Raw genomic sequence first — 26,597 nt, forward strand, 5'->3', positions numbered from 1 at the left:
GCTATAGTGTATTATAACGGCAATACAATAGCCTTTTTCCAACGGCCGCGGCATAAGCCACTTTCATGCGCACCATAGACACGCTCGTCATCGGCGCCGGCATCGCCGGCCTCTCCGCCGCCGCCCGCATCGCGCGGCACAGCGAAACGCTCGTGATCGAACGCGAAAGCGCCGCCGGCTATCATTCGTCCGGCCGCAGCGCGACCTTCTGCCATTTCGGGATCGGCGACGGCCTGGTCCACAAACTCACCGCAATGAGCAAGGCCGTGTTCGCCGCACCGCCGGAAGGCGATCACCCGCCGCTCGCCAAGCGTATGGCCGCCTTTTTTGTGGCACGTGCGGAGGAGGAGCAGCAGCTCGACCGGCTGACCGAAACCACCCTCGCCCATTCGCCCGACGCCGAGCGCATCGCGGGTACGGATTTGCAGAGCATCGTGCCGGTACTCAAGACAGGGCCGGACGGTTTCGCGTCTGGTCTCTACGATCCCGACGCCTACAAGCTGGATAGCGATGCGATGCTCCAAGCGAATATCCGGGTGCTGCGCTCGGCCGGCGCGCAGCTTGTCACGGATGCGCCTGTCGAGGCAATCCGCCGCGATGGCGAACGCTGGATCGTCGATACGCCGGGCGAGAGCTACGCGGCACGGCGCATCGTCAATGCGGCCGGATCCTGGGCCGATACACTGGCCAGCATGGCGGACGTCAACCCGCTCGGCCTTACGCCGCTGAAACGCACGATCATCGCTTTCCGACCGCCCGAGGGAACCGATGTCTCAGACTGGCCGTTCACCAAGACGGTCGGCGCGGGCTTCTACATGCTGCCCGAAGGATCGGGGCGGCTGCTCGCATCGCCGATGGACGAAACGCCCAGCGAACCGTGCGATGCACAACCCGACGAGGAAGCGATCGCCCTTGCCGCCTGGCAGGTGGAGCAGGCGACGACGATGCCGATCAAGCGCATCGATCACAAATGGTCGGGCCTGCGGACGTTCGCGCCGGATAAGAGCCCGGTCGCGGGATATGCCCCCGACGCGCCGGGATTCTTCTGGCTGGCGGGGCAAGGCGGCTTCGGCCTTCAGACATCGCCCGCCATGGCGATGGCCGCCGAAGCGTTGGCGCTCGATCTCGATTGGCCGGGGGAACTGGCTGCACAGGATATACGGCGAGAAATGCTCTCACCCGCACGGCTGGGCAATCAGTTCAGCCGATCCTCGACATCGGCAAAAGTATAGAGTGCGCCATTGTCGACGAAGACCATGTGCCGATCGGGCCGATCGGGCATTGCCGACGCGAAACTCTGCCTGAGGATCGCCGGATAGATGTTGATCGGGCTCGCCGGGATATTGGCTTGTGCGCCATTGGCATGACGGATCGCGAACAGGATACCCATTTTCTCCTGCAGGGCATCAGGACCGAGTGCATCCCAATCCACGGCCACCGGGTCGCGGCCGATATAACGTTCGTCGCCGACATGCGGCTCGGGCCATGGCCCTTCATCGGCCTGGAGAATGATGGTCGCCGGACGTGGACCAGCCTGAATCGCGTCGATGAGCGCCAGCAGCTCGCGGTTCGCATATTCGAGCTGGCCGACATAATTATCGCGCCGCGACGCACCTTCCGCTTCGGCCAGCGAACGGCAGGTGCCATCGGCGTTGATCACATAGGGCGGATGCGGCACGAGGAAATGCGCGAACACATATTTCTGATCGTCCTGCGCCGCCAAATCCCGTAGCGAGTCGAATTTGTGCGTTTCGCGCAGGCACTGATCCGTCCGGCCGTTTCCATAGGGCAGATCCATCAGATCCAGGATACGCCCGGGCACGGATTGCTCGATCAGCAATCGCGCCAGTTCGGGCATATCGCGCATGTTGACATTCTCGGATGCGCTGCCGCTACGCCGGGTAGGATTCCACCAGGTGCCGGCGAAAACCGTCGTGTAACCGGCATTGTTGAAAAACTGCACGGCCCGATTGTCCCGCATCGCGCGATAAATCGGCACCCAGTCCATGCCCATCAGACCGTCTACCTCGGACAAGGGGCCCAGATAATCGGCATTGAGCGTCGAAGCGAGCGAATGGCCTGTACGCTGGTAGTTCGCATAGGCAGTGTCGTTGACTGCAAAACCCCGCTCGCGCAGCGCGGCAAGGAAGGGGCGATTGTCATAACCGTAGACGCGCTCCAGCGTCTCGCGATGCCCGTAACGGTCCATCACGATATGCCAAACGTCGGGACTGTCGGTGCTCGCATGGGCTTCAAACGCGGGGAACATGTCAGAGGTATCCGGCCGTCCGCTCTCCAATCGATACTGGTCGCTGGCGGCCTGGCCGGCGAAGATCAGGATCAACGGTGCGGCGGCGAGGTTCAGCATAGCATTGGTCCGGGCGAGCCGGTCCGGTTCGTCGGGGATACGGCGCATCAGATCGACCGCGACCAACGCACCCAGCGCCAGTGCACCCGCCTCGATCCAGGGCGAAGCGAGCATGCGCGTCAGCGCCGGCGCATAGAATACATACGCCCCCAATATTCCGAGCATGAAACCAGCTCTGACCCAGCTCTTGCCGACAAAGTGCAGGGCGATCAGCAACAGAAGCAGGACGGTCAGCAAGATCAGCCCGGTCGGCAACGCATCTTCATAGCCGAGCCGGTCCGCATTGCTCCGCCAAAGGCCGAAGAACACGATGCACGGAATCACGAAGCCCGCGAGCGGGAGCTTCGCGAACCAGCTCCGGGCCAACCTGTCGAGCATTACTTCCGGCGATACTGGACGATCATGCGGCCGTCTGCGCCGAGCTTCTTCTGTTCGACGATCGCTGCGCGCTTGCCGACATGGTGGAGGAACGCCTCTTCGGTATAATCGGGGAAGATATCTTTGCGATTGGCCAGCAATTTGCGAACCATCACATCATCCTTGTTCGGAAACTCGATAACCCCATAAGGCGCGAGACCAATCAGCCAGTCGACAGCCATGTCGAGCGGCACGTTACGGCCGATGGCAATATGATGGATCACGGCCAGCGCCACCATCGCGTCGATCTTGCCCCGATCGCCGAGGCTCGCCCGTTCCGCATTGGCCCATCCCTGCGCCGGGCTCGGATTGGCGGCGTCGAGCCAGAGCGGCAATACCGACTCTCCGGACTGGGCGAAGCGGCTGTAGCAACGCTCCAGCGCACCATAGTCGAAATCGAAAGCGACGACGGATTGCGCCCCCGCATCAAGCACCGTTTGCGTGAAATCGCCGCTGTTGCAGCCGATATCGAACATCATCTCGGGTTGGACGGAAGCCGCCATCGACGCGACGAAATCGTGCTTTTCCGCGCGCTTTTCGGCATTGTAGCTGTTGTCCTCGGCATAGTCCGACCAGACCGAGCGGCCGCCCGGCAGCTCCAGGCCCGATATGTAGCTTTTCAAGCCCTCCAGCATGGCCACAAGCGACCGTTTCGGGAGCTTGCGCGTCTTGACGATCTTCTCCTTGGTCTCGGTTTTCAGCGCATGTTTGTGCGCCTTGGCCTGCGTGACGACATGGGCAAGCACGGTGAAGGACAGCTTGTCTTTCCAGCCCAGTACCGCCGCCAGATCTTCCGGCGGAATGCCTTCGACGGATCCTCTGTACCAGGCGTTGGGAACAACGCCGCGCTTCGCCCAGAGAATCAGCGGGTTCAGGAACTGCATGCAGAATTGACGATGCCCGGCCCATATCTCGCCATCCTCATAGGGAACGATGGACAGGTGATCGATGAATACGGGCTCGGTGCCGCGAAACTGCACATTATAGGCAGTGGCGTCGCATAGCGTGAAACCGGAGTTCAGCGCTTCGAGATGCAGCTCGAGATGCAAGAGCGCCGCCGCCTTGAGTTGCGAGAAGGTCCATTCATAGGGATAGGAGATGAACGGGATTTTGGGATGCGCGAGGAGGTGCGCGGGTCTGGGTTCCAGTTCGTCGGCGGCGGCGGCGTCCGCCTCTTCCGCCTCGACGAGCAAGCCTTTCGCAATCAGCGCATCGAGAATGCCCGCCTGCTGCACGGCCTCGAAATTGTCGCGGCCCATTTCATAGATGGCACGAAGCACGCGGTCGTCCTCGATAAAGACGCGACCGCTGGGGTCCCTGAAGGAACCCGGGTCCGGACTGATCATGGCTTAGTTTTCGGTGTTTTCGGATGCAGCGTCGCTGCTCTTGCGCGAAAACAGGTTACGAACCTTATTCATGAACAGTTTCGCGTAGAGCAGGCCGCCGGCAACCGCGCCGACAACCGCCTGGATGATGATGCTGCCCGTCGCCGGATCGAGATATGCGAAAGCCGGCGCCGTGCCGAAAACGGTCAGCACAGCAAAAGCACCCAGATGCCTTTCAGAAATACCCATCAAAACCCTCCGTCAGTGTTCCGACGGCGAGAGTTGAAGCAATATCGTTAAGAAATGGATAAACTGACAGCCAAAAGCCGCGTTAATCCTACCGTGCGCAGCCCGGCAAGCGGCTCGCCTAGCGCAGCAGCACCAGCTCTTCCGCCATGGTCGGGTGGAGCGCCACGACATTGTCGAAATCGGATTTGGAGAGCCCCGCTTTCACGGCAACCGCCGCTGCCTGCAGGATTTCCGGCGCATCCGGGCCGATCATGTGTAGCCCGACAATACGGTCCGTATCGGCATCGGTGATCATCTTGTAGAGCGCGCGTTCGTTTCGCTCGGCAAGGACGTTCTTCATCGCGCGAAAGTCCGACTGGTAGACCTTGATCGAGCCAAGCGTGTTGCGCGCCTCGCTCTCGGTCATACCGACGCCGGCGAGCGGCGGATGGCTGAACACGGCGGACGGGATGCAGTCATAATCCACCGTCGTCGGCTTTCCATTGAACACCGTGTCGGCAAAAGCATGGCCCTCGCGGATCGCGACCGGCGTCAGCTGCACCCGGTTGGTGACATCACCCACCGCATAGATGCTGTCGATATTGGTCTTGCTATACTCGTCGACCTTGATCGCGCCGTCCTCGTCCAGCTCGACGCCGGCGCTATCGAGACCCAGCCCGTCCGTATTGGGGACGCGGCCTGTGGCCACGAGCACGAGATCGGCTTCGCGCGGTTCATGGTTGGTAACCTTGACCAACAGGCTGCCGTCGTCCTGCTTCTCGATGCTTTCGAACTCCGCATGGAAGCAGAATTCGATGCCTTTCGTCGTGGCGATCTGCAGCAACCGGTCGCGGATAGAATGATCGTACTGCCGCAGGATCACGTCGGAGCGATTGACGAGCGTCACGCGGCTGCCGAGCTTGTTGAAAATCCCGGCAAATTCGTTGGCGATATAGCCGGCGCCCGCAATCACGACGCGCCGCGGCAATTCTTCCAAGTGGAAGACCTCGTTGGAGGTTACCACATGCTCGCTGCCCGGAAACTCCGGCACATGCGGCCATGCACCGGTCGCGATCAGGATGTACTTCGCCGTTTTCGTATCGCCGCTCGCGAGCGTGATCTCATTGGGTCCGCTGACCGTCGCGCGCTCGTGGAAAATCTCCACGTCATGACTATTGAGCGTGTCGGTATAAGCGCCGTTGATCCGCTCCACCTCGGAGAGCACATTGTCGCGCAGCGTAGCCCAGTCGAAATCGGGCTCGCCATCGAGCTTCCAGCCGAATTTCCTAGCGTCCTTCAGGTCTTCTGCGAAATGCGCGCCGTAGACGAGCAGCTTCTTCGGCACGCAGCCGCGGATCACGCAGGTGCCGCCGACCTTGTGCTCCTCGGCGATCGCGACCTTCGCGCCATAGGCCGCAGAAACGCGCGCCGCGCGGACGCCGCCGGAGCCGGCGCCGATCACGAAAAGGTCATAGTCATATTCGGCCATTGGAATTTCCCGCATTGTTGTTCTGTTTGCCGTTCGATCTGGGTAGGCCCGACGTTACACGCAACCTCGGGATTCCCGATCAGAGTGATCGCCTGCGTCCGCCTTACAGCGCGCGATCGATCAGCGCGCGGGTCGACGGATCGAGCGTTAGCGCGTCCTCGTCGTCCGCGATTGCGCGCGCGATATCCTTGCCGAGCTCGACGCCGAACTGGTCGAAGGGATTGATCCCGAGCAAGGCCGCATTTGCGAAGGTGCGGTGCTCGTAGAAGGCGAGCAATGCGCCGAGGCTTGCCGGATCGAGCGTCTCGATCAGGATCGTGCTTGATGGCCGGTCCCCCGGGAAGTTGCGGTCCGCATCGTCCGATGCCCGCCCGGTCATGAGTGCTGAGCCTTGCGCAAAGCAGTTTACGAGCAGCTGCTCGTGATGCGCGGGATCACGATGGTCCCCGGCCTCGGCGACGGCGACGAATTCGGCTGGCACGAGATGGGTGCCCTGATGCAGGAGCTGGAACACCGCATGCTGCGCATCGGTACCGACGCCGCCCCACACGATGGCCGCCGTCGCCCGGTCAGAGGCCTTGCCATTCGACTCCATTTCGAGCTGCTGAAGATAGGGCGCTAGGAGGCGAAGGCGCTCGTCATAAGGGAAAACGGCGCGCGTCTCAGCGCCGCGCGCTTGCGTATAATAGAGGTCGGTGAAAGCCGCGATCACGGGCGCATTATCGCGCCAGTCCGCCAGACGGAAATGTCGGTCCATCGCCGCCGCGCCTTCGAGCAGCTGCTCGAACGCCTCCCAGCCCAGCGCCAGCGCAATCGGAAAACCGATCGACGACCAGAGCGAATAGCGGCCGCCCACCGTTTCGGGAAAAGGCAGAACGCGCGTCTCGTCGATACCGAAATCTACCGCCTTGTCCGGTTCAGCCGTGAGCGCGACCATCTGGCCATAAGGGTCGGCGATCCCCGCATTGCGCAGCCATTGTACCGTGCTTTCGGCGTTGAGCATCGTCTCCGCCGTGGTGAAGCTTTTCGATGCGATCACTACGAGCGTATATTCGGGATCGAACAGGTGGAACGGCCCCTCGAGCGCCACGCCGTCGACATTCGAGACGACGGCGACGTCATAAGCCGGATCCTCCCGGCCCAGCGCATCGATGACGAAATCCGGACCGAGCGCCGATCCGCCGATGCCAAGATGGAGGATATGGCGGATTTCGCCGAGCGCCCCGGCCTCGATTGCGTCGATCAGCGCGCGCATCCGCATGTGGAGGGCATTGGCGAGCGCGACGCTGTCCGGCGCGCCCTGCCCACGCTGCGCCATATGTTCGGCGGCCCGCCCCTCGCTCGCATTCACCGCTTCGCCCGCGAACAGCGCTTCACGCTTGCCCGCCAGATCCTGCGCCTCTGCCAGTTCGACGAACCTGTCGATCAACCGGGCGTCGAGATGCGTCTTGGAAAAATCGAAATAGAGACCGGCCTCTTCGACCGTCAGTCGCTCCAGCCGATCTGGTTCGGCATCGAAAAGGTCGGTCAGGCGGGTCGGCGCGGCGCTTTCGATGGCCTGCCATAGCGTGTCGGTATCGGACATGGCCGCCCTTCTGGCGTGCTCGCGATGGTGCGGCAAGCCGTTAGGCGCGCAGGGGCAGCGACAGGCTCGCGCGCAGGCCCTTTTCCGGGAGGTTCGCGAGCGTGAGTTCGCCGCCATGTTCGCGCACGATCGCACGGGCCAGCGCGAGCCCGAGTCCCGATCCGCCGCGCGCGCGATTGCGCGACCCCTCGAGTCGCGCGAACGGCTCGAACACGGTTTCGAGTTCGGCCACATCGATGCCCGGCCCCCGGTCGTCGATTTCGACGATAGCCGAGCCGTCCGCCTGGCGCACCCGTACCGTGACAGCCTCGCCATAGCGAATGCCATTGTCGATCAGGTTGCGGATCGCGCGCTTCAAGAGATTGGCCCGCCCCTCGACGACCGCTTTGTAGCTCTCCTCGAACGCGACCGGCGCGCCGACATCCCGGAAATCCTCTATCGCGCTGTCGACCAGAGCGGTGAGGTCGAGCGGTTCGGATTGCGCACTAGGCCGACCGAGCCGCGCAAGCGACAGGATATCGTCAAGCGTTTCGGTCATGTCCTCGATCGTTTCGACCATCCGCGCGCGCTCGGCTTCGTCGGAAACATTTTCGGCATGGATGCGCAGGGCGGCCAGGGGCGTGCGCAAATCGTGGCCGATCGCGCCGAGCATATGATCCTTCTCGCCGAGCATGGCCGCGATCCGGACCTGCATGGCGTTGAACGCCTCAATCAGGCCAGCAACATCCCGCGGTCCTTCGACCGGCACCGCCGTTTCTCCATTGCCGTCGGAGAACTCGCGGACCGCGCCGGTGAGCGACCGTAAAGGCCGGGAGATGCGCCGCGCAAAGAGATAGAGCACGAACAGGAGCGCGCCATAAAGGATCACCGTCTGCGCGATGATCGAAATGAGCGCGCCGATCCCGCCCGGACGCACCCGCATCCAGCTGTTGAGCCATTGGCCGTTTTCGAGCTGCACGGAGACGCGGAAGATATCGGGCGCGCGCCGCTCTTCCATGCGCCGCTGGAAGCGTCTTGGCAGTCGCAGTTGCCCGATATCGGCGCGCCCGATCTCGACCGCGCGGGGCGAAAAACCATTTTCCTGCAACGCGTTTGCGAGCCGCCCTTCATATTCTGCGACACGCAGATGAGAGTCCGTGCGAACCGCGCTCTGCGCGTCCACACTCATCATGCCGCGCCGTCGGAAACGCTGCGCGCGCACCGGCAGACCCGCCTCGATCCGCTCGGCTGCGGTGACGATCCGCGCAACGACCGGGCCCGCCGCCTCGGCGAAGCGCAACCGCTCTCCGGCGCGCGCCAGCATCGCGAGATTAATCGCCTGCGCGACGAACAGCGCAAGAGCGACGAGCAGCATGAGCTGGCCGAACAGGCTTTTGGGCCAGAGCCGTTTCACAGTTTCTTGACGTCCGTTGCGAGCGTGTAGCCGCCGCCCCAGACCGTCTTGATCAGCACCGGCGATTTGGGATCGGTTTCGATCTTGCGGCGCAGCCGGCTGACCTGATTGTCGATGGCGCGATCGAACGCATTCGCTTCGCGGCCCTGGGTGAGATCGAGCAACTGATCGCGCGAGAGCACCTGCTGCGGATGCGTCACGAGCGCGAGCAGCAACTGATATTCGCCGGTCGAGAGCGCAACGGACACGCCCTCCCTGTCAACCAGTGTCCGCTCCCCGGCTTTAAGCACCCAGCCGCCGAAACCATAGCTTTGCTGATCGGGCGCGCGCTGATGCACGCCCCCTGCCCCGGCCCGGCGCAATATCACTTTCACCCGTGCGAGCAGCTCACGCGGCGAGAAGGGTTTCACGACATAATCGTCGGCGCCCATTTCCAGCCCGACGATCCGCTCGGTCTCCTCGGACTTGGCGGTGAGCAGAATGACCGGCGTCTCGCTCGTTTCCCGGATATGACGGGTCAGGCTGAGCCCGTCCTCGCCCGGCATCATGATATCGCTGATGACGCAATCGATCGCATATCCGGCCAGCGCCGCGCGCGCGGCATCGGCATCGGCAGCCTGGGTCACGCGGTAGCCGTTCTTGCCGAGAAAGGCGGCGAGCGGCTCGCGAATGCTGCGCTCGTCCTCGACGAGCAGGAGATGCGGTTTGGTCGTCATCGAGCCGGTCATAGCGCGGGATAGAGCGCCAGGCGATATGGCGGGCAGCCGGCCAGGGAAGGCACCGGCTGCCCGCCACGGGCCGCGCGCTTTTCGTTGGGGAGGGGCAAACGCGCGGCCGGGAACCGGGAGAGCGCCCTATCCGCCCTGCCGTTCCGCACGGCGGGCAGCGCGCGCGGCGCGACGCTCTTCACGGGTGACGACGCCGTCGCCGTCCGCGTCGGTGCGGTCAAACCGGGCAAAGGCCATGGCGGCCAACTCGTCGCGCGTGATCAGGCCGTCGCCATTCGCATCCGGGTTCGGCCGATTGGCACGACGCTCGGCCCGGAGTTCGCGCATCCGCTCGCGGGCCTGCCGCCGTTCGGCCTGATCGATCTGGCCGTCGCCATTGGTATCGACTCGGTCGAACATGGCGAGACCGCGTTCACCTGGGACTTCGTCGCGCGTGATAACGCCGTCACCATTGGTATCGAGACGCGCCATCCGGCCGCCGCGACGACCATTCTGGCGACGTTCGGCCCGGCGTTCCGCCCAGCGTTGCCGGCGTTCGGCGCGGACCGCTTCGCGTTCTGCCTGGTCGATCGCGCCGTCGCCATTGGCGTCCGCGCGCGCAAAGCGTTCGTCGAGCGCAGCGTTGAGTTCGGCGCGCGTAAGATTTCCATCGCCATTGGCATCGGCGCGCATGCCGTGCGGCTGGGCGATGGCGGCGCCGGCGGCCAGCACGGCGGCGGCGCTCGAAATCAGGGCAATCTTTCTCATGATCATAATCCTTTACCGTAAAAACCGATCCGGCGGGGTTTCCCGCCACGGCATCGGGAATAGAATGCGAATGTCGCAGGCATTTGTCGGATCGCCGGAAAAGTGTCGCAAATTGTCGCAAATCGGACCCGGCCCGGTCTTGACCCGCGCGGCGCGCTCGTGAAGAGGCCGCCCGATGCTTAGAGAGCTGGACGAAAAAACCGGCAACGGGTCGCCTCAACCGTTTCTGCCGCAGCCACGCCACCGGACGCTGTTGGGATGGCTGCGCCTGATAGTGGCGCTCGCCATACTCGCGATCGTGCTGCGCAGTCTGGTGATCGCGCCGTTCAACATCCCCTCGCGCTCGATGACGCCAACGATGCTGGTCGGCGATTATCTGTTCGTGGCGAAATGGCCCTATGGCTATTCGCGCTACAGCTTTCCCCTTTCGCCCGATCTCTTTGAGGGACGAATCGGCAGCGGCCGCCCGGATCGCGGCGATGTCGTCGTCTTCCGCTCACCCGCGGAGCCGGACAGCAGCTATGTAAAGCGCGTGATCGGGCTACCGGGGGACAGCGTGCAGATGATCGCGGGCGATCTGTTGCTCAACGGCGAAGCGGTGACGCGCGAGGAAATCGAAGAGTTCGCCGAACCGGTCGAAAATGCGAGCGCATGTGTCGGATCGGCCGGAAGTACGAGCAGGATCGAGAGCGCCGCAGACGGATCATTGGTCTGCTATACGCCGCGCTACCGCGAGACCCTGCCTAGCGGGCGCAGCTACGCGATCCTCGATGCGGGCGACAGCACGGCGGACACGACCGAAGAATTCACCGTACCCGACGGTCATTATTTCCTGATGGGCGACGATCGCGACCGCAGCGCCGACAGCCGGTTCACGGCTGAGCCGGGTGGCGGCATCGGCTTCGTGCCGGAAGAGTATATCGTCGGCGAAGCGCTTGTCGTCTTCTGGTCGACGGACGGCTCGGCGCGCTGGATCAACCCGATAAGCTGGTTCACCGCGGCGCGCTGGGACAGGATCGGCACCGGATTTTGATGGTGCGGCGTGTTTGCCGACGCTACAGAGCCCCGCAATGAGAGATAATCCCGATACTCAGGCCTGGCTGACCGATACGCTGCGCCACCGGCCGAACGACCTGACGCTTTTCATCCGCGCCCTCACCCATCCGAGCCTTGGCGAAGCCGATTACCAGCGGCTCGAATTTCTGGGCGACCGGGTGCTCGGGCTGATCGTCTCGACCTGGCTGTACGAGCGCCATCAGAAGGATCCCGAAGGCAAGCTCAACAGCCGCCTCGCCGCGCTCGTATCGCGGACCACCTGCGCGGAGATCGCCCGCGAAATCGGCGTCGCACCCCATATCCGGCTCGGCAAACAGGCGCGCGACGATGGCAGCGCGAATAGCGACAATGTCCTCGGCGATGTGATGGAGGCGCTGATCGGCGCGCTGTACCGCGATGCCGGCTTCGATGCCGCGCGCAGCTTCGTCTACAAGGTCTGGGAAAGCCGCGTCGAAGGCATGAGCCGCGCGCCCCAGCATCCCAAGAGCGCGCTGCAGGAATGGGCTGCCGCCAACCGGGCCAAGCCGCCCGTCTACACCATCGTCGATCGCAGCGGCCCCCAGCACAACCCGAACTTTACGGTCCGCGTCGAAATTCCCAATCGGGACAGCGCCGAAGCCGAAGGTTCGTCGAAACAGGACGCCGAAAAAGCCGCCGCACATGCGCTGCTGGAGAAACTGGGATGAACGATACGTCCTCCCAACGCTGCGGCTTCGTCGCGATAGTCGGCGCGCCCAATGCGGGCAAGTCGACACTGGTAAATGCGCTGGTCGGGCAGAAGGTCGCGATCACCAGCCCGAAGGCGCAGACCACCCGTACCCGCCTCATGGGGATCGCCATCGAAGGCGATACCCAGATCGTGCTGATCGATACGCCGGGCATCTTCGCGCCGAAAAGGCGGCTCGATCGGGCGATGGTCGCGGCGGCCTGGGGCGGCGCGGAGGGCGCGGACCTGATCGCGCTGATCGTCGATGCGAAGGCGGGCTTGAAGGGCGGGATCGAGGCGATGGTGGAAACGCTGCGCAAGCGCCCCGAGCCCAAGCTGCTGATCCTCAACAAAGTCGATATCGCCAAGAAGGACGAACTGCTGCGGCTCGCGGCCGGCCTCAACGCACTGCTGGAACCGCGTGACACATTCTTCATTTCGGCGACGACCGGCGACGGGGTGGACGACCTCAAGGCCGCGCTCGCCGAAGCGATGCCCGAAGGGGCCTGGCACTTTCCCGAAGACCAGGTGTCGGACGCGAGCCAGCGCCTGCTCGCCGCCGAAGTCACCCGCGAACAGCTTTATCACCAACTGCGCAACGAACTCCCCTATGCAAGCGCCGTCGACACGGAGAGCTATAGCGAGCGCAAGGACGGTTCGGTCGAGATCCGCCAGCAGATCCTCGTCGCCCGCGACAGCCAGAAGGCGATCGTGCTCGGCAAGGGCGGCAGCCGCATCAAGCAGATCGGCTCGGCCGCGCGGCAAGAGTTGGGCGAACTGCTCGGCCGCAAAGTGCATCTCTTCCTGCATGTGAAGGTGAAGCCCGACTGGGAGGAAGACCGAACGCTCTATCGCGACATCGGGCTGGACTGGGTGGAGTGACCTAAGCCGCGAGATGCTCGGCGAGGATTTTCACGCCGAGCGCGATCAGGACAAATCCGCCGAAAATCTCGGCCCAGCCCTCGAAGCGCTTGCCGATATGACGCGCGCCGAGTGCGCCGGCGAAACACAGGATCGCCGTGACGATCCCGATGATCGCGCAGGCGAAACCGATCGGAACCGCGAGAAGCGGCAGCGTGATGCCAGCGGCGGCGGCATCGATGCTTGTCGCGATGGCGGCGCCGAAGAGTTGCCAGCCGCGCAGCGCCGGACCTGCCTGAGTATCGTGGCGTGACGCGCGGATCATGTTGAGGCCGAGCGCCGTCAGCAGAACGAAAGCGATCCAATGATCGATCCTCTCGAACCAGCCGACCAGTGCTATGCCGAGCGCCCATCCCAAGAGCGGCATGAGCGCCTGCGCCGCGCCGAATAGGAGCGCGAGTATCAGCGCATCGGCGACGCGGACACGCCCAGCGGCGCCCTGCGCCAGCGAAACGGCAAATGCATCCATGGCAAGCGCCAGAGCCAAGCCGAACAACGCAATCACGATTGCTAGCTCAGCATCCGGTCAACCCATTCCGGCACGAGTTCACCAGCCTTGCCCATCCGGCTTTCGTGGAAGAAGAAGCTGCCCTCGCTAGGGTCGAGATTCATTTCCAGCGTCTCCGCGCCGAACTGCCGGGCGGTCTGGACGAAACCGGCGGCGGGATAGACGGCGCCGGACGTGCCGATGGAGACGAACAGGTCGCAGGTCGACAGCGCCGCCTCAATCCGATCCATTTCGTAAGGCATCTCGCCGAACCAGACGATATCGGGACGCACCTTGCCGCTCTCGCCACATGCTTCGCAGGCAGGCCGCTCGGCCATCCGCCCTTCGAACGGCCGGCGGTCGCCACAGGCGAGGCACCATCCCGATTTGAGCTCGCCATGCATGTGCAGGAGCCGCTTCGCCCCGCCACGCTCGTGCAGATCGTCGACATTCTGCGTCACGATCAGCAACTCGCCCGACCATTCCGCGTCGAGCCGGCCCAGCGCCTCATGCGCCGGATTGGGCGCGACAGTGTGCAGCTTCGCGCGGCGCTGATCGTAGAAATCGAGCACGAGATCGGGATCGCGCGCGTAAGCCTGAGGCGTCGCCACATCCTCGACCCGGTGACCCTCCCACAGCCCGTCCGGCCCGCGAAAGGTCGGCACGCCGCTCTCGGCGGAGATCCCCGCGCCCGTAAGGACTACGATGTTGCGGATATCGGCCATGCGCACCGCCTTAGCCAAGCGAAGCGCCGCGCCACAACAGCAATCTCGTCTTAACCAATCTCGTCTACTTATCAGCAACATGAAATCCAAGGCCGCCATTGGGGCCCGCGGTGGAAGCCGGCGGGGCGCGCTTGAACTTGCCGCACGCTTCACGCTGCCCGGCACGGTGGCGATCGCGCTGATGTTCGAACTGCTGCTCGCCGAGCGCAAATTCGCGATCTTCGGCGGCGGGTTCGGCCAATCGCGGACCCTCGATACGCCGGTCGAAATCGGTATTTTCCTGATCGCGCTGCTGCTCTGCCAGGCGATGGTCTTCTATCTGCTGTTCCGGTTCGTGCGGCGGCTGCACGGGCGCCAAGCCGACACGGTGCGGTTCCATTTCAACTTCCTGTTCTTCGTTTTGCTCGGCTGGTGCGGGGCGCTGATCGCCAAATATCAGGCGCTCGCCTATTTCAGCGATGCCATGAGCTTCCAGATCATCCGGAATCTCGGCGGCGGCAGCCTAATCGACGCACTGCTCTACGTGCTCAGTGAAACCGGACTGATCCTGCTCGTCATAGGCGGCGCGGCGCTCTTCTACTGGATCTGCAACGCACTCTTCCTGCGCCGCATGGCGAAGGAACCGCCATTTCCCGATCGCGCGATCATGACGCGGCGGGAGTTGACGCTTGCGCTGATCGTCCTGCCGCTCTTGCTGTTCGGCGCCAACCGGATCGACGACACGCGCTCCGCGCTCGTCCGGTTCAACGCCGTACTACTCTGGGCCACGCCGCTCCATCAGCTGACCGATTTCGATCGCGACGGCTGGAGCTTCTATTCGCATCCCATCGATCGGCAGCCTTTCGACAGCACACTCCATCCCTATGCACTCGACGTACCCGGCAATGGAATCGATGAAGACGGTTTCGGTGGCGATCTCAGTTTCACAGCACCGCCGCCCGAAACCGCACCGGTAATCGCCGGCGCGCGCGCGCATGTCATACTCATCGTCCTCGAGAGCGCCCGGCACGATGTCGTCGGCCGGATCGTCGACGACCGCGAACTTATGCCCACCGTCAACCGGATCGCTGCGACAGGCAGCCAGGCCGAAGCGGCCTACAGTCATGTCGGATTTACGAGCTTCTCGCTCAAAAGCCTGTTCACGGGCCGGCTCGACCCCGCCCCCGGCGGGCCTTCGCTGGTCGGCGATTTTCTCGCCAACGGTTACGAGGTCGGCATCTTCTCCGGTCAGTCCGAAGATTTTGGTGGTATCGCCGAAACCGTCGGCATGCGCCGGGCCAGCCATTTCGTCGACGCGAACACATTGCGCGAGGAACGCGCTTTCAGCTTCGCGGCCGAAGGATCGCTCTATGTCGATGGCCGGATCGTGTTGCGCGAGTTCGATCGGCACCTGGGCGATCCGGAAAGCTGGCGGACCCCGCAATTCCTCTATTTCAACTTCCAGTCAGCGCATTTCCCCTATCATGCGCCGGGCCGCGAATGGCTGCTCGAAGGCGAACCGATCGCACGCGGCGATATCAGCTTCGCCAATCGCGACCGCGTCCGGCGCAACTATTGGAACGCGATGGCCTATAACGACCTGCTGGTCGCGGAACTGCTCGAGCGCCTCGACCGGCTCGGCGTGCGCGAGGACAGTCTGATCGTCATCACATCCGATCACGGCCAGTCGCTGTTCGAAGACGGCTTTCTCGGCCACGGCCATATGCTCAATGAAGAGCAGACCCGGATCCCGTTCATCATCGACCGGCCGGGCATCGCCATCGGGCGGCCGGTCGGCCTCGCGAACATGCGCGCGATCATTCTGCGCGCCGCAGGTGCCGATGTACCGACGCCGCAGCAGACTGAGGTCTTCCAATATCTCGGCACGCTCGAACAACCGGGACGCATTGGCACGGTCGACGGCAATGCACGCTGGACGGTATTCGATCTCAGCCGCCAGGCGGTGCGCGTCGATGACGGTCCATGGCGCCGCTATGCCGATCTTCCCGCGCGATCGGCGATCCGGCAGGAAACCGACGGTCTGATCGATCGCTGGGCGCACCAACGCTGGCTCGGCGTACTCGAGCGGCGCGACGTGCAAATGGCCGATTAGGCAAAACCTGTCCTAGGCCGGTGCTTTCTGTCATGGTTCGCTCGACAGCGATTGGCGATTCTCGATTTCGCAATGACGGAAGTTCCGGCTTTAGTGCCTGTGATTTTCGTGGCCTTTGCAAAGGAAAATGATGACGCGCATCGGAATAATCGGGAGCAAGGGACGGATGGGCCAGACCATCGCCGCTCTTTTGGAGGACCGCGACGAATTGGCGGGCGGCGTCGATGCGGGCGACGATATCGGCGCGCTGGCCGAGACGAGCGACGTGCTCGTCGACTTCTCCGCTCCTGCCGCGCTCGAAGGCAATCTGACTGCCGCGCGAGAAGCGGGCACCCCGATCGTGATCGGTACGACCGGCCTCGGCGAAGTGCATCACGAACAGATCGACGCGGCGGCAAAGAACATCGCGATACTGCAGGCGGCCAATACGTCGCTCGGCGTCAATCTGCTCGCCCATCTCGTCCGTAACGCGGCAGCGCGGCTGGATGCGGACTGGGATATCGAGATCGTGGAAATGCATCACCGTCACAAGGTCGACGCGCCGTCCGGCACCGCGCTGCTGCTCGGTGACGTGGCGGCCGCCGGTCGCAAGCAGTCCCTGGGCGAAGTCGCCGAGAAAGGCCGCGCCGGGCTCGATTGCGCTCGGACCGAAGGCGCCATCGGCTTCGCCTCGCTGCGCGGCGGTTCGGTCGCGGGCGATCATCAGGTGATATTTGCCTCGGAAGGCGAACGGATCGAGCTTGGCCACCGTGCGGAAAGTCGCGAAATCTTCGCACGGGGAGCGATCAAGGCGGCGCGCTGGCTCGCCGACATGCCCGCCGGGCGCTACGTGATGGGCGACGTGCTGGGCCTGTAGATGAAGAAAGCCGATATCTATCAATTCTACGCGCGTCTGGCGGAGGACCGTCCCGAACCGAAGACCGAACTCGACTATGTCAATCCTTACACGCTGCTCGTCGCCGTAGCGCTATCCGCCCAGGCGACCGATGTCGGGGTCAACAAGGCCACCAAGGCGTTGTTCGAAATGGTCACCACGCCCGAACAGATGCTGGCGCTCGGCGAGGAACGCCTGAAGGATCACATAAAGACGGTCGGGCTTTTCAATACGAAAGCGAAGAACGTCATCCGCGCCGCGCAGATACTGGTCGACGAACATGACGGCGAAGTTCCGGCCGACCGCGAGGCGCTGGAGGCGCTGCCGGGCGTCGGGCGCAAGACCGCCAATGTCGTGCTGAACGAGGCTTTCGGCATCCCGACCATCGCTGTCGACACGCATATCTTCCGCGTATCGAACCGCACCGGGCTCGCGCCGGGCAAAACTCCGCTCGCCGTCGAGAAAAAGCTCGAAAAGGCGACGCCGGAGGATTTCAAGCAGCACGCCCATCACTGGCTGATCCTGCACGGCCGCTATCTGTGCAAGGCGCGCACGCCCGAATGCTGGCGCTGCCCGGTCGCCGAATTCTGCCGGTTCAAGCCGAAGACCGTGGCACCGAAAAGGGCATCGCAGAAACGGGCGCAAAACGCTTAAACGTGCGTTCATGTGATATTGGCTATGCGGACGTTACAAGGAGAAGGCCATGCACCGATCAATTCTTGCTTTGCCGCTCGCCGGGCTGGCGCTTGCCGCCGCGGCGGTCTTAGTCCCGACCCAGTCCTCCGCCGAAGACGAAATCCCGCGCTGGCAACAGGCCGAAGCGGTTGGCGAACCTGAAAGCTGCATACCGCTCGCGCAAATCCGCAACACGCGGGTGCATGACGACCGGACCATCGATTTCCACATGACGGGCGGCCGGGTGTACCGCAACACATTGCCGCAGGACTGCAGCGGCCTCGGTTTCGAGGAAGCATTCAGCTACGAAACGTCGCTGAGCCGCCTGTGTTCGTCCGACATCATCACGGTCGTGCGAACGGCTGGCGGGGGTTTCAATGGCCCAAGCTGCGGCCTCGGCCAGTTCCAGCCGGTCGAGTTTCCTGAACGCGAATAGCCGCCTAGCGCAGCGAAAAACGGGCTAGCGGGCGGCAGCGCTTCCTGCTAGGCGCTCGCCTCACGCACCCGTAGCTCAGCTGGATAGAGCGCTGCCCTCCGAAGGCAGAGGCCACAGGTTCGAATCCTGTCGGGTGCGCCATGATCGCGCACTCGCGACAACACCGACCAGCGATGCGCTGGGTATTAAATACGTACGTGGCCCACCGTACGACGAGCGGCCGTTTCGAGTTCGCTGATGCGACGCAGGCTTCGGCCGAGAAAGGCAGTTTGGCCTTTGCCAATGCACAATTGGGCATTAAGTCTCGCCCAACTCCCTGTTACGGGCGATTTTTTGGCGGCATGAAGGACCGGCAATGGGCGGATTGAAAAAGCTGAAGCATTATTTCGGCGACAAGCCGACCCAGAACCCGCCGCCGCCCGCACCCGCCGCGGCTAATCCAGAAATGTCGGCCAAGCCAAGGGAAGAAGGGCCGGCCGCTCCGCCCAAAAAGGTTGCGCAATCGGCGGGATGGGAATTGGTCCATATGCGCGAGGGCAAGTTTTTCATTGCCGGTCCGGAGGTCGAGCCCCCCGAGCAGCTTACCGTCGAAGGCGTCGGCCCGTGTCGCCCAGTCCAGAGCATCGCCGAGCTGCTGCAGTCCATCAACCTCGTCGAAGATCCGTCTTTCCGGGATCATGCGGTACATTGGCGAACCAGTTTTCAGGGCTTCGAAAGCGTCGCCCTTTCTCCAGTTGCGGAAAAGGACGGTCCGGTAGCGCCGACGAACGGACGCTCGTTGAAAGCAGCTGTCACAGCCGGCGACGGCGGCCAGGAAGGCCGGCTTTTTCTGATATATTCGGATCCCGTATGGGGCAAAAATATTCCGGTAAGACCGGGCGAGAAATGCCAGTTGCGCTGCCGGTTTCAGATCGACGGTCCGCTCAACAAGCGCCCGGCGAATATCAGGGTTTCCCTGGAATTTCGCGACGGCGACGACGCACTGATCGCGTCCGAATCTCGGGAGCTGCTGACCAATGCGGGAGAGGATGCCGAGAAATTCGTAGAGTCAATTTCGCTTCAGGCCGTGGCTCCGCCCCACGCCAAATATATGTTGTTTGTGATCCGCTTATCGGCCGGCGACATCGATAGCGAACGGGGGCAGATCGAACTCAGGATCGGCGAGCCCGCGCTCATGCGCGGCCAAGACTTTGTTGGCGAGGGCTGGACCGGCGACAGCGTGGACCTCGCACCGCTGCGCGCCATCATCGCCGATCCGACCCGGACCGTTTATGTCGCCGACGCCAGCCTGCGCCCCGACGATCAGACCCTGTCGAAAATTACGCTTTGGCAAGACGGCCAGAGCGCGCCGTTGCTTGAATATGAAATTCCAAGTCCGAAGGGATCTCCGGTTGCACAGGTTTTCGCCATCGAAACACCGACGCTGAAGATCAAGGTGCGGGAGTTTTTCGGCACCATCTCCGTACGTATCGACGGCGAGACGATCGGCACGAAATATGTGCGCAGCTTTCAGGGGTTCCGCACATTCCTGTTTACCATCCCTGCGGATTATCTGGATGGCGGCCATCATCTGATCGAAGTGATCGATCGCAGGACCGGCAAGGTGATGGCGCGCGACTATTCGACGATCGCGCATCACAGCGTCCAATGGTCGACGATGGAAACCTATTGCATGCCGCCGCTCGAAAGGCGGATCTCCCCGCGCGCCGCCGACTGGATGCGGGCCTATGAGAGCCAGCTCGAATATTTCGCCGACCGGGACAGGCTTTCGTCACAGGATAAGTGGCTGATGCGGCGCTTGCCCGGGATCCGGGACGTCATCGCCCGAGGGTTCGAGCATAATGCAGACTTCTTTCCCCTGCATTTCGAACAGCCGAAAAAACCGCTGGTCAGCGTCATCATCCCCGTGCACGGCAAATATTCGGTCACGTTCCACTGCCTGTGCTCGCTGTTGCTTGCCCGCAACGACGTCGATTTCGAGGTGATCGTCGTGGATGACGGCTCCCCCGACGATACGGCGGAGCGGCTCGCGGAACACAAGGGCATAACGGTCGTATCCCGAAAAGCGGCCGGCGGCTTTATCGACGCCTGTCATGACGGCGCGGACCATGCATCGGGCGAATATCTGCTCTTCCTGAACAATGACGTGGAAACGACCGCGAACTGGATCGACGAGCTCGTCAAGGTATTCGAGATATTTCCCGGCACCGGTGCGGCCGCTTCCAAGCTGCTGTTCCCCGACGGGCGCCTGCAGGATGCCGGCGGGATCGTCTGGAACACCGGGACCCCGGCCAATTACGGGCGCGGCAAAAACGCGCGCGATCCACGCTTCACCTATTCGCGCGATGCCGATTATCTGTCCGGCGCGGCGCTGATTACGCCGGTCGAGGTCTGGAACGAGATCGGCGGTTTCGAAGACACGCTGCGCCCGGCCTATTTCGAAGATACCTGGTACAGCTTTGCCGTGCGCGAACTCGGCTTGCGTACCATCTATTGCGCGCCCTCCGAAGTGTACCATGTCCAGGGCGTCTCGAACGGCGTTGACGAAAATACCGACACGGGCCTGAAGCGCTTCCAGAAGATCAATCATCCCAAATTCAAACAGCGCTGGGCACGGGCCTATGCGTCCCACGGCGATGAATGGGATCGGGAGGATTTGCAGAAGGATCGCACCGCGACCGGACGTGTACTCGCCATCAGCTGGACATTGGCGCGCCCCGATCACGACGCGGGGAGCTTCGCGCTGCTACAGGAAATGAAAATGATGCAAGCGCTGGGCATGAAGGTGACGCACCTGCCGGGCAACTGCGTATATATGGGCCGCTACAATCAGGACCTGTACCGCCACGGCATCGAATGCATCCACGCGCCTTTCGCAAGCAGTGTCGAGGATTTCCTGATCCAGCGCGGGTCGGAATTCGATATGGTCTACGTATATGATTACGCGACGCTCGAACCGCTGATCGAGCCGATCCGCAAATATGCGCCGCAGGCGAAGATCGTTCTCAACATCATGGACCTGCATTTCCTGCGCGAAATGCGCAAATCGCTCGCAGCGGATGATGGCGGCGCCGAGGAGAATGCACACCGGATCCGCGAAGCCGAGCTCGAGGTGATAAAGCGGTCAGATCTCACGCTGAGTTACAACGATCTGGAGATCGAAATCATAAGCGCGCTCGTCGGCAGTGCGGCCAAGGTCGAGCTCTTGCCCTGGGTGCAGGACACGAAGCCCGGCGGCGCCAGTTTCAAGGAACGCTCTGGCCTATGTTTCGTCGGCAGCTATCGCCATCCGCCCAATGCGGAGGCCGTAGAACATTTCGCGGAATCGATAGCGCCCGGTTTGCGCGCATCGAAATCCGACAACCATCTTCACGTGTACGGCTCGGGCTGGGATAGTGTGTCGAAGACGGTCTCGCACGACAATGTCGACATCGAAGGTTTCGTCGAAGACATCGCCGACGCCTACGGGCGACATCGAATATTCGTTTCTCCGTTGACCAGTGGAGCCGGTATCAAAGGCAAGGTTATTTCTGCCATGGCGCACGGGATACCGACGATCCTGTCCAACGTGTCCGCCGAAGGCATGGCACTGCGGCACATGGAGCATTGCCTGACCGCGAACAGCAAGCGGGAATGGATAGATGCGGTCGAGATGCTGCAAACCGACGAGAAGCTCTGGAACAGGATACGCGATAACGCCCTGGAGTTTGTCGAGGCGAATTTCTCCTTCGAGCGCGGCACCGGAGAGATGCGCGATGTCCTGAGTTCGGTCGATATCTATGTTTGAACGTGCTGCCGCATTCCATGAGTTTCGGACACGGCGCCCGGCCGCACCACGCTGCCGCACATTTCTCGCCATCTTTCAGTCGGCATCCAGCGGAAATCCACCGGTCGGGTTAGAGTAAGGCTATTGTAACGCCCCGGTTCGTACTAATGATCGGATGGGGAACGGGCAGAATCCTGAAGATAGCGCATGATCATCGTCCACTATCATCTGTTTAAGAATGCGGGCACGTCGGTCGACGCAATGCTCCGGACGAATTTCGGCGAGGGATGGTTCGAGCAGGAGTTCGACATCGAGGGCGGCGCGACGAACGCAGATCGGGTCGCAGAGTTTATCCGTGAAAAGCCGGAACTCAGAGTGCTATCGTCTCACACGGCGCTCATGCCGTTACCAGACCTTGGCACCGAGCAGGTTTTCCCCATTGTGTTTGTCAGACACCCGCTGCTGCGGCTGAAATCCGCCTATGTGTTCGAGCGTAAACAAGGCGCCGACACACTCGGCTCGCGATTGGCGCGCGATCATGACTTCGCTGGTTATATAGAAGCCTTGCTCGAAACGCCTGGAGCCAAGCAGGTCCGAAACTTTCAGACACACCGCTTGAGCTTCTTCGATCTCGACAGCGACACTTCTCAGCTTGCCCGCGCCCAGAGAGCCATCCGCGAGCTGCCATTCATCGGTCTGGTCGAGGAATATACCGCCTCGATCAACAGACTGTCAGATTTGCTGCGGCCGACCTTCCCGGATTTTCAGACACTCATCACCCGGGAGAATGTGACATCTGACGATACGCGCACTCCAAGCGTACGCGTCGAGGATATTCGCGCCGAAATCGGCGACAATCTGTTCGACAGGATGGTGCGTGCGAATGTGGACGATCTGGTGCTCTACAATCTGGTGGCGGATAGCTATGCCGCAGCGGCATTCAACGATGCCGCGCATGAAGACGCCGTGTCGATGGCGCAAAGGGCGTAGCGCGCGGCTTCGCTAAATGTAGGCCGGCAGCCTGACCACCACGTTCGTCTTCGTTTGAAGGACACGTCGATGTTGGCAACAGTGCGCCACCATAGCCACGCTATCGTCGATCATCTCTATTGAAACACCCGACAAGGCTCGGTACCGCGTCGCTGCGGGAATATCCTGAAAAACGGACCATATTCCTCCACGGGTCGCGCGACGGCAACTCGCACACGAAACGACGAGAGTTTGCATGACTGACCAGACTACAGCGCGGCGCGGCATAATTCTCGCGGGCGGGTCTGGGACCCGTCTGCACCCGCTGACGATTGCCGTATCGAAACAGCTGATGCCGGTTTTCGACAAGCCGATGATCTACTACCCGCTCTGCACCCTGATGCTGGCGGGCATCCGGGAGATATTGATCATCACGACCCCGCACGATCAGCCGCAATTCAAGAATCTGCTGGGCGACGGCAGTCAATGGGGCATCGACCTCCGATATGCCGTCCAGCCGGAACCCAACGGCCTCGCCGAAGCCTTCATAATCGGCAGGGATTTTGTCGGCAATGCGCCTTCCACGCTGATCCTCGGCGACAACATCTTTCACGGCCATGGCCTTGAACCACTATTACTGAGCGCCGACGCGCGGCGGGATGGGGCCAGCGTTTTCGGTTATCTGGTCAGCAATCCGGAAGCCTATGGCGTGGTCTCGTTCGATAGTGAGGGCCGGGCGGAAAGCATCGAGGAGAAACCAGCAAATCCGAAATCGAGCTATGCCGTGACCGGCCTCTATTTCTACGACGAGAATGTATGCGAAATGGCGGCGTCTCTCGAGCCGTCCGCTCGTGGCGAGCTGGAAATTACCGATCTCAACCGGCTGTATCTCGAGGCTGGGGCGCTGAACGTAGAAATGATGGGACGGGGTTTCGCCTGGCTCGACACCGGAACCCATGGCGCACTAACCGATGCAAGCCAGTTCGTGCGTATCGTCGAAGAGCGGCAGGGGACGAAAATCTGCTGCCCCGAGGAGGTCGCCTGGTACAAGGGCTTCATCGACCGGGACCAGCTGTGCGCGCTCGGCCGTGATCTGCGGAAAAGCGGCTATGGCGAGTATCTGCTCCAGATTGCCGGCGAGAAGATCGCATGAAGGTCATCGACACGGACATAGCCGACGTAAAACTGATCGAACCCAAAGTCTTCGCGGACGACCGGGGCTTCTTCTTCGAAAGCTGGCGCGCAAACACCATGGCCGATCATGGCATCTTGGGGCCCTGGGTGCAGGACAATCACAGCCGGTCCGCAAAAGGCGTTTTGCGCGGCATCCATTATCAGATCCGGCAGGCACAAGGTAAGCTCGTGCGCGTGACGAGCGGTGCCGTACTCGATGTCGCCGTCGATCTGCGACGCTCCTCGCCGACATTCGGCCGATATGTAGCGTATGAACTGAGCGCCGAGAACAAGCGCATGCTGTGGGTACCGCCGGGCTTCGGACATGCCTTTCTGACGCTCGAGGACGAGACGGACTTTCTCTATAAATGCACCGACTATTTCGCGCCCGAGCATGACCGGTCGATCGTCTGGAACGACCCGGATATTGGCATCGACTGGGGCCTCGGCGCCGGCGAGACGCCCGACCTGTCCGAGAAAGACGCGAACGGTGCATTGCTGCGAGACGCAGAGCTCTACCCATGAGGGCAGTCATTTTCGGAGCCGGCGGACAGGTGGGCAGGGCTTTGCGGGCGAACCTGCCGGAAGGCATTGCCGTGGAGAGTTTCGCGCGCGAAGATATCGATATCGCTTCCGCCGACGCAGTGTTCGCGGTAATTAAAAACACCCGGCCCGATGTCGTGATCAACGCCGCAGCCTATACGGCCGTCGACCGAGCCGAGGCCGAGACGGATACCGCCTTTCTGATCAACGCCAAGGCGCCGGGCCATATCGCCGAGGCCTGCAAGGCTGTGAGCGCACGCCTCGTGCACATGTCCACCGACTATGTATTCGACGGCACCAGTGAGCGCCCCTACCGGCCGGACGACCCAACGCATCCGGTCAGTGCCTATGGACGCTCCAAGCTTGCCGGCGAACACGCAGTCCGGAAGACGCTTCCCGACGCGGCGATCGTCCGCACCGCATGGGTCTATGCGGCGGGTGGTGCAAACTTCGTCGTGACCATGCTCCGCCTGATGGGCGAGCGCGATGAACTCGCCGTCGTTGCCGATCAGATCGGCACGCCGACCCATGCCGACAGCCTCGCCCGCGCGCTATGGAAGCTTGCAGCGAACGGTGCGGAGGGCGTCTTTCATTACACCGATGCCGGTGAAGCGAGCTGGCACGGCTTTGCGACCGCGATCGAGGAAGAAGCGCGCGCGCTGAACATGATCGACGGCTGCACCGTCCGCCCCATCACGACCGCGGACTATCCGACACCGGCCGCCCGCCCGGCCCGCAGCCTGCTCGACTGCACGGCAACCTATGCGATAACCGGACCGGCAAACCATTGGCGCGAGGAACTGCGTATCATGCTCGACCAGCAAAAGGCTCTTTCATGAACATTGTCCTCATCACGGGCGGCGCCGGCTTTATCGGCGCGAATTTCGTGCGCCATTGGCGCGCACATCATCCCGACGACAGCGTGATCGTGCTGGACGCGTTGACCTATGCGGGCAATCGGGAGAGCTTGGACGGCGTGGAGGGCATCGAGTTCATCGAGGGCGATATCCGCAATTTCGAGCTGGTCCACAAACTTGTCGGCGAGCGCGGAGTCGACCGGATCGTGCATTTCGCCGCCGAAAGCCATGTCGACCGCTCGATCTCCGGCCCGGACGTCTTCATCGACACCAATATCATCGGCACCTTGTCGCTGCTGAAAGCCGCCAAGGCGCATTGGCTGGACAAGGGCAGCGGGCGGCCACATCGCTTCCACCATGTCTCGACGGACGAAGTCTATGGCAGCCTCGGTCCTGACGATCCGGGCTTCAGCGAGACGACGCCCTATGCGCCCAACTCGCCCTATTCGGCGTCGAAAGCGGCGTCCGATCATCTCGTGCGCGCCTATCATCATACCTATGGGCTCGACGTGACAACGTCCAACTGCTCGAACAATTACGGGCCATACCAGTATCCGGAAAAACTGATCCCGCTCTTCATCCTGAACGCGCTGCACGGCAAGCCTCTACCGATTTACGGCGACGGTCAGCAGCGCCGCGACTGGCTGCACGTCGCAGATCATTGCGCCGGAATAGATCTTGTCATCTCGGAGGGCCGCAGCGGGGAAGTCTACAATATCGGCGGCGGGGCCGAATTGCCGAACCTCGCCGTGATCGACAAGATTTGCGCCGCGATCGACACCGCTTTCGAGACGGAACAGGGGATCGCCGATACCTATCCGGAGGCGGCGGCCGCAAATGGGAAGCGCACTGAAACGCTCAAGACCCATGTCGAGGATCGGCTGGGTCATGACCGCCGTTACGCGATCGACGAACGCAAGATAGCGGGAGAACTCGGCTATCGCCCGGCGCGCACTTTCGAAGAGGGGTTGTCTGAAACCATCCAATGGTATCTGGGCAATGAAGCCTGGTGGCGAACGGTCTCGGCAAAGACATAA

General features: G+C 62.4%; 24 protein-coding genes and 1 tRNA gene. 15 read left to right on the top strand and 10 right to left on the bottom strand.

The window, feature by feature from the left end; genetic code table 11:
• Positions 1-65 precede the first annotated feature (65 nt).
• Positions 66-1,232 (top strand): NAD(P)/FAD-dependent oxidoreductase, encoded by a 1,167-nt coding sequence (locus ACTS1Z_RS08965; protein ID WP_442624113.1) that lies wholly within the window; start codon positions 66-68, stop codon positions 1,230-1,232.
• Here the strand turns inward: ACTS1Z_RS08965 and ACTS1Z_RS08970 are convergent.
• The 8 genes from ACTS1Z_RS08970 to ACTS1Z_RS09005 form a co-directional block, all read right to left on the bottom strand.
• A complete protein-coding gene (locus ACTS1Z_RS08970; RefSeq protein ID WP_442624114.1) occupies positions 1,196-2,746 on the bottom strand; it encodes a sulfatase-like hydrolase/transferase in 1,551 nt (516 codons plus the stop codon). The two genes, ACTS1Z_RS08965 and ACTS1Z_RS08970, sit on opposite strands and share 37 nt — an antisense overlap.
• Positions 2,746-4,131: a class I SAM-dependent methyltransferase gene (locus ACTS1Z_RS08975; RefSeq protein ID WP_442624115.1), complete on the bottom strand. Its 1,386-nt coding sequence runs from the start codon at positions 4,129-4,131 to the stop codon at positions 2,746-2,748. Before ACTS1Z_RS08975 ends, ACTS1Z_RS08970 begins: the two co-directional genes overlap by 1 nt.
• Before the next feature lie 3 nt (positions 4,132-4,134).
• Positions 4,135-4,359 carry a hypothetical protein gene (locus ACTS1Z_RS08980; RefSeq protein WP_442624116.1) on the bottom strand — a complete coding sequence of 75 codons (225 nt, stop codon included), beginning with the start codon at positions 4,357-4,359 and terminating at the stop codon, positions 4,135-4,137.
• A gap of 118 nt (positions 4,360-4,477) precedes the next feature.
• On the bottom strand, positions 4,478-5,827 hold the full coding sequence (gene gorA / locus ACTS1Z_RS08985) for a glutathione-disulfide reductase (RefSeq protein ID WP_442624117.1): 1,350 nt from the start codon (positions 5,825-5,827) through the stop codon (positions 4,478-4,480).
• Between the two features lie 103 nt (positions 5,828-5,930).
• Positions 5,931-7,412 carry a glucose-6-phosphate isomerase gene (gene pgi / locus ACTS1Z_RS08990; protein WP_442624118.1) on the bottom strand — a complete coding sequence of 494 codons (1,482 nt, stop codon included), beginning with the start codon at positions 7,410-7,412 and terminating at the stop codon, positions 5,931-5,933.
• A gap of 40 nt (positions 7,413-7,452) precedes the next feature.
• Positions 7,453-8,805: an ATP-binding protein gene (locus ACTS1Z_RS08995; RefSeq protein ID WP_442624119.1), complete on the bottom strand. Its 1,353-nt coding sequence runs from the start codon at positions 8,803-8,805 to the stop codon at positions 7,453-7,455.
• Positions 8,802-9,521 (bottom strand): response regulator, encoded by a 720-nt coding sequence (locus tag ACTS1Z_RS09000; RefSeq protein WP_442624120.1) that lies wholly within the window; start codon positions 9,519-9,521, stop codon positions 8,802-8,804. Before ACTS1Z_RS09000 ends, ACTS1Z_RS08995 begins: the two co-directional genes overlap by 4 nt.
• Before the next feature lie 138 nt (positions 9,522-9,659).
• On the bottom strand, positions 9,660-10,280 hold the full coding sequence (locus tag ACTS1Z_RS09005; RefSeq protein WP_442624121.1) for a hypothetical protein: 621 nt from the start codon (positions 10,278-10,280) through the stop codon (positions 9,660-9,662).
• Positions 10,281-10,455: 175 nt separating this feature from the next.
• On the opposite strand from ACTS1Z_RS09005, the gene lepB reads away from it, so the two are divergent.
• Genes lepB through era form a run of 3 tightly spaced genes read left to right on the top strand, consistent with a single transcriptional unit; the run spans position 10,456 to position 12,924 of the window.
• Entirely contained in the window at positions 10,456-11,313 is an 858-nt protein-coding gene (gene lepB / locus ACTS1Z_RS09010; RefSeq protein WP_442624122.1) for a signal peptidase I, read from the top strand.
• Positions 11,314-11,350: 37 nt separating this feature from the next.
• Complete coding sequence (rnc, locus tag ACTS1Z_RS09015; protein WP_442624123.1) at positions 11,351-12,022, top strand: ribonuclease III; 672 nt, start codon at positions 11,351-11,353, stop codon at positions 12,020-12,022.
• Complete coding sequence (gene era, locus ACTS1Z_RS09020; RefSeq protein WP_442624124.1) at positions 12,019-12,924, top strand: GTPase Era; 906 nt, start codon at positions 12,019-12,021, stop codon at positions 12,922-12,924. Before rnc ends, era begins: the two co-directional genes overlap by 4 nt.
• A gap of 1 nt (position 12,925) precedes the next feature.
• Here the strand turns inward: era and ACTS1Z_RS09025 are convergent, their stop codons facing one another.
• Together ACTS1Z_RS09025 and ACTS1Z_RS09030 are read right to left on the bottom strand one after the other, a co-directional pair.
• Positions 12,926-13,432, bottom strand: a complete 507-nt coding sequence (locus tag ACTS1Z_RS09025; RefSeq protein WP_442624125.1) for a manganese efflux pump MntP — start codon at positions 13,430-13,432, stop codon at positions 12,926-12,928.
• Positions 13,433-13,473: 41 nt separating this feature from the next.
• Entirely contained in the window at positions 13,474-14,175 is a 702-nt protein-coding gene (locus ACTS1Z_RS09030) for an NAD-dependent deacylase (protein ID WP_442624126.1), read from the bottom strand.
• A 79-nt stretch (positions 14,176-14,254) separates the two neighbouring features.
• Here ACTS1Z_RS09030 and ACTS1Z_RS09035 point away from each other — a divergent pair, with 79 nt between their 5' ends.
• The 11 genes from ACTS1Z_RS09035 to rfbB all read left to right on the top strand — a co-directional run bounded on the left by ACTS1Z_RS09035 (position 14,255) and on the right by rfbB (position 26,597).
• On the top strand, positions 14,255-16,267 hold the full coding sequence (locus ACTS1Z_RS09035) for a sulfatase-like hydrolase/transferase (RefSeq protein ID WP_442624127.1): 2,013 nt from the start codon (positions 14,255-14,257) through the stop codon (positions 16,265-16,267).
• Positions 16,268-16,397: 130 nt separating this feature from the next.
• Positions 16,398-17,123, top strand: coding sequence for a 4-hydroxy-tetrahydrodipicolinate reductase (gene dapB / locus ACTS1Z_RS09040; protein WP_442624142.1), 726 nt, complete (start codon positions 16,398-16,400; stop codon positions 17,121-17,123).
• On the top strand, positions 17,124-17,795 hold the full coding sequence (nth, locus tag ACTS1Z_RS09045) for an endonuclease III (protein WP_442624128.1): 672 nt from the start codon (positions 17,124-17,126) through the stop codon (positions 17,793-17,795). It abuts the gene before it with no gap.
• A 49-nt stretch (positions 17,796-17,844) separates the two neighbouring features.
• Positions 17,845-18,252: a hypothetical protein gene (locus ACTS1Z_RS09050; RefSeq protein WP_442624129.1), complete on the top strand. Its 408-nt coding sequence runs from the start codon at positions 17,845-17,847 to the stop codon at positions 18,250-18,252.
• A 64-nt stretch (positions 18,253-18,316) separates the two neighbouring features.
• Positions 18,317-18,393 (top strand) — tRNA-Arg (locus ACTS1Z_RS09055).
• A gap of 214 nt (positions 18,394-18,607) precedes the next feature.
• The gene (locus ACTS1Z_RS09060; RefSeq protein WP_442624130.1) at positions 18,608-22,039 is read left to right on the top strand and encodes a glycosyltransferase; all 3,432 of its coding nucleotides are present in this window, start codon (positions 18,608-18,610) and stop codon (positions 22,037-22,039) included.
• 186 nt (positions 22,040-22,225) lie between these two features.
• On the top strand, positions 22,226-23,008 hold the full coding sequence (locus ACTS1Z_RS09065; protein ID WP_442624131.1) for a sulfotransferase family 2 domain-containing protein: 783 nt from the start codon (positions 22,226-22,228) through the stop codon (positions 23,006-23,008).
• Positions 23,009-23,243: 235 nt separating this feature from the next.
• Positions 23,244-24,140 (top strand): glucose-1-phosphate thymidylyltransferase RfbA, encoded by an 897-nt coding sequence (gene rfbA / locus ACTS1Z_RS09070; RefSeq protein WP_442624132.1) that lies wholly within the window; start codon positions 23,244-23,246, stop codon positions 24,138-24,140.
• Positions 24,137-24,685 (top strand): dTDP-4-dehydrorhamnose 3,5-epimerase, encoded by a 549-nt coding sequence (gene rfbC, locus ACTS1Z_RS09075; protein WP_442624133.1) that lies wholly within the window; start codon positions 24,137-24,139, stop codon positions 24,683-24,685. The genes rfbA and rfbC overlap by 4 nt, the downstream gene beginning before the upstream one ends.
• Positions 24,682-25,542 (top strand): dTDP-4-dehydrorhamnose reductase, encoded by an 861-nt coding sequence (gene rfbD, locus ACTS1Z_RS09080; protein WP_442624134.1) that lies wholly within the window; start codon positions 24,682-24,684, stop codon positions 25,540-25,542. The genes rfbC and rfbD overlap by 4 nt, the downstream gene beginning before the upstream one ends.
• Positions 25,539-26,597: a dTDP-glucose 4,6-dehydratase gene (rfbB, locus tag ACTS1Z_RS09085; RefSeq protein WP_442624135.1), complete on the top strand. Its 1,059-nt coding sequence runs from the start codon at positions 25,539-25,541 to the stop codon at positions 26,595-26,597. Before rfbD ends, rfbB begins: the two co-directional genes overlap by 4 nt.

The organism is Parasphingopyxis sp. (assembly GCF_052168295.1).
In the GTDB taxonomy this organism is placed as follows: Bacteria; Pseudomonadota; Alphaproteobacteria; order Sphingomonadales; family Sphingomonadaceae; genus Parasphingopyxis.

Bases quoted from the DNA above. Each gene is read 5' to 3' on its own strand.
- dapB (WP_442624142.1), top strand. From the start codon at position 16,398: ATGACGCGCATCGGAATAATCGGGAGCAAGGGACGGATGGGCCAGACC.
- ACTS1Z_RS09050 (WP_442624129.1), top strand. From the start codon at position 17,845: ATGCACCGATCAATTCTTGCTTTGCCGCTCGCCGGGCTGGCGCTTGCC.
- ACTS1Z_RS09065 (WP_442624131.1), top strand. From the start codon at position 22,226: ATGATCATCGTCCACTATCATCTGTTTAAGAATGCGGGCACGTCGGTC.
- ACTS1Z_RS09035 (WP_442624127.1), top strand. From the start codon at position 14,255: ATGAAATCCAAGGCCGCCATTGGGGCCCGCGGTGGAAGCCGGCGGGGC.
- ACTS1Z_RS08965 (WP_442624113.1), top strand. From the start codon at position 66: ATGCGCACCATAGACACGCTCGTCATCGGCGCCGGCATCGCCGGCCTC.
- rfbC (WP_442624133.1), top strand. From the start codon at position 24,137: ATGAAGGTCATCGACACGGACATAGCCGACGTAAAACTGATCGAACCC.
- era (WP_442624124.1), top strand. From the start codon at position 12,019: ATGAACGATACGTCCTCCCAACGCTGCGGCTTCGTCGCGATAGTCGGC.
- ACTS1Z_RS09000 (WP_442624120.1), bottom strand. From the start codon at position 9,521: ATGACGACCAAACCGCATCTCCTGCTCGTCGAGGACGAGCGCAGCATT.
- ACTS1Z_RS08975 (WP_442624115.1), bottom strand. From the start codon at position 4,131: ATGATCAGTCCGGACCCGGGTTCCTTCAGGGACCCCAGCGGTCGCGTC.
- pgi (WP_442624118.1), bottom strand. From the start codon at position 7,412: ATGTCCGATACCGACACGCTATGGCAGGCCATCGAAAGCGCCGCGCCG.
- ACTS1Z_RS08970 (WP_442624114.1), bottom strand. From the start codon at position 2,746: ATGCTCGACAGGTTGGCCCGGAGCTGGTTCGCGAAGCTCCCGCTCGCG.
- rfbA (WP_442624132.1), top strand. From the start codon at position 23,244: ATGACTGACCAGACTACAGCGCGGCGCGGCATAATTCTCGCGGGCGGG.
- ACTS1Z_RS09025 (WP_442624125.1), bottom strand. From the start codon at position 13,432: ATGGATGCATTTGCCGTTTCGCTGGCGCAGGGCGCCGCTGGGCGTGTC.
- lepB (WP_442624122.1), top strand. From the start codon at position 10,456: ATGCTTAGAGAGCTGGACGAAAAAACCGGCAACGGGTCGCCTCAACCG.
- rfbD (WP_442624134.1), top strand. From the start codon at position 24,682: ATGAGGGCAGTCATTTTCGGAGCCGGCGGACAGGTGGGCAGGGCTTTG.
- ACTS1Z_RS09060 (WP_442624130.1), top strand. From the start codon at position 18,608: ATGGGCGGATTGAAAAAGCTGAAGCATTATTTCGGCGACAAGCCGACC.
- gorA (WP_442624117.1), bottom strand. From the start codon at position 5,827: ATGGCCGAATATGACTATGACCTTTTCGTGATCGGCGCCGGCTCCGGC.
- rfbB (WP_442624135.1), top strand. From the start codon at position 25,539: ATGAACATTGTCCTCATCACGGGCGGCGCCGGCTTTATCGGCGCGAAT.
- ACTS1Z_RS09005 (WP_442624121.1), bottom strand. From the start codon at position 10,280: ATGAGAAAGATTGCCCTGATTTCGAGCGCCGCCGCCGTGCTGGCCGCC.
- ACTS1Z_RS08980 (WP_442624116.1), bottom strand. From the start codon at position 4,359: ATGGGTATTTCTGAAAGGCATCTGGGTGCTTTTGCTGTGCTGACCGTT.
- nth (WP_442624128.1), top strand. From the start codon at position 17,124: ATGAAGAAAGCCGATATCTATCAATTCTACGCGCGTCTGGCGGAGGAC.
- ACTS1Z_RS09030 (WP_442624126.1), bottom strand. From the start codon at position 14,175: ATGGCCGATATCCGCAACATCGTAGTCCTTACGGGCGCGGGGATCTCC.
- rnc (WP_442624123.1), top strand. From the start codon at position 11,351: ATGAGAGATAATCCCGATACTCAGGCCTGGCTGACCGATACGCTGCGC.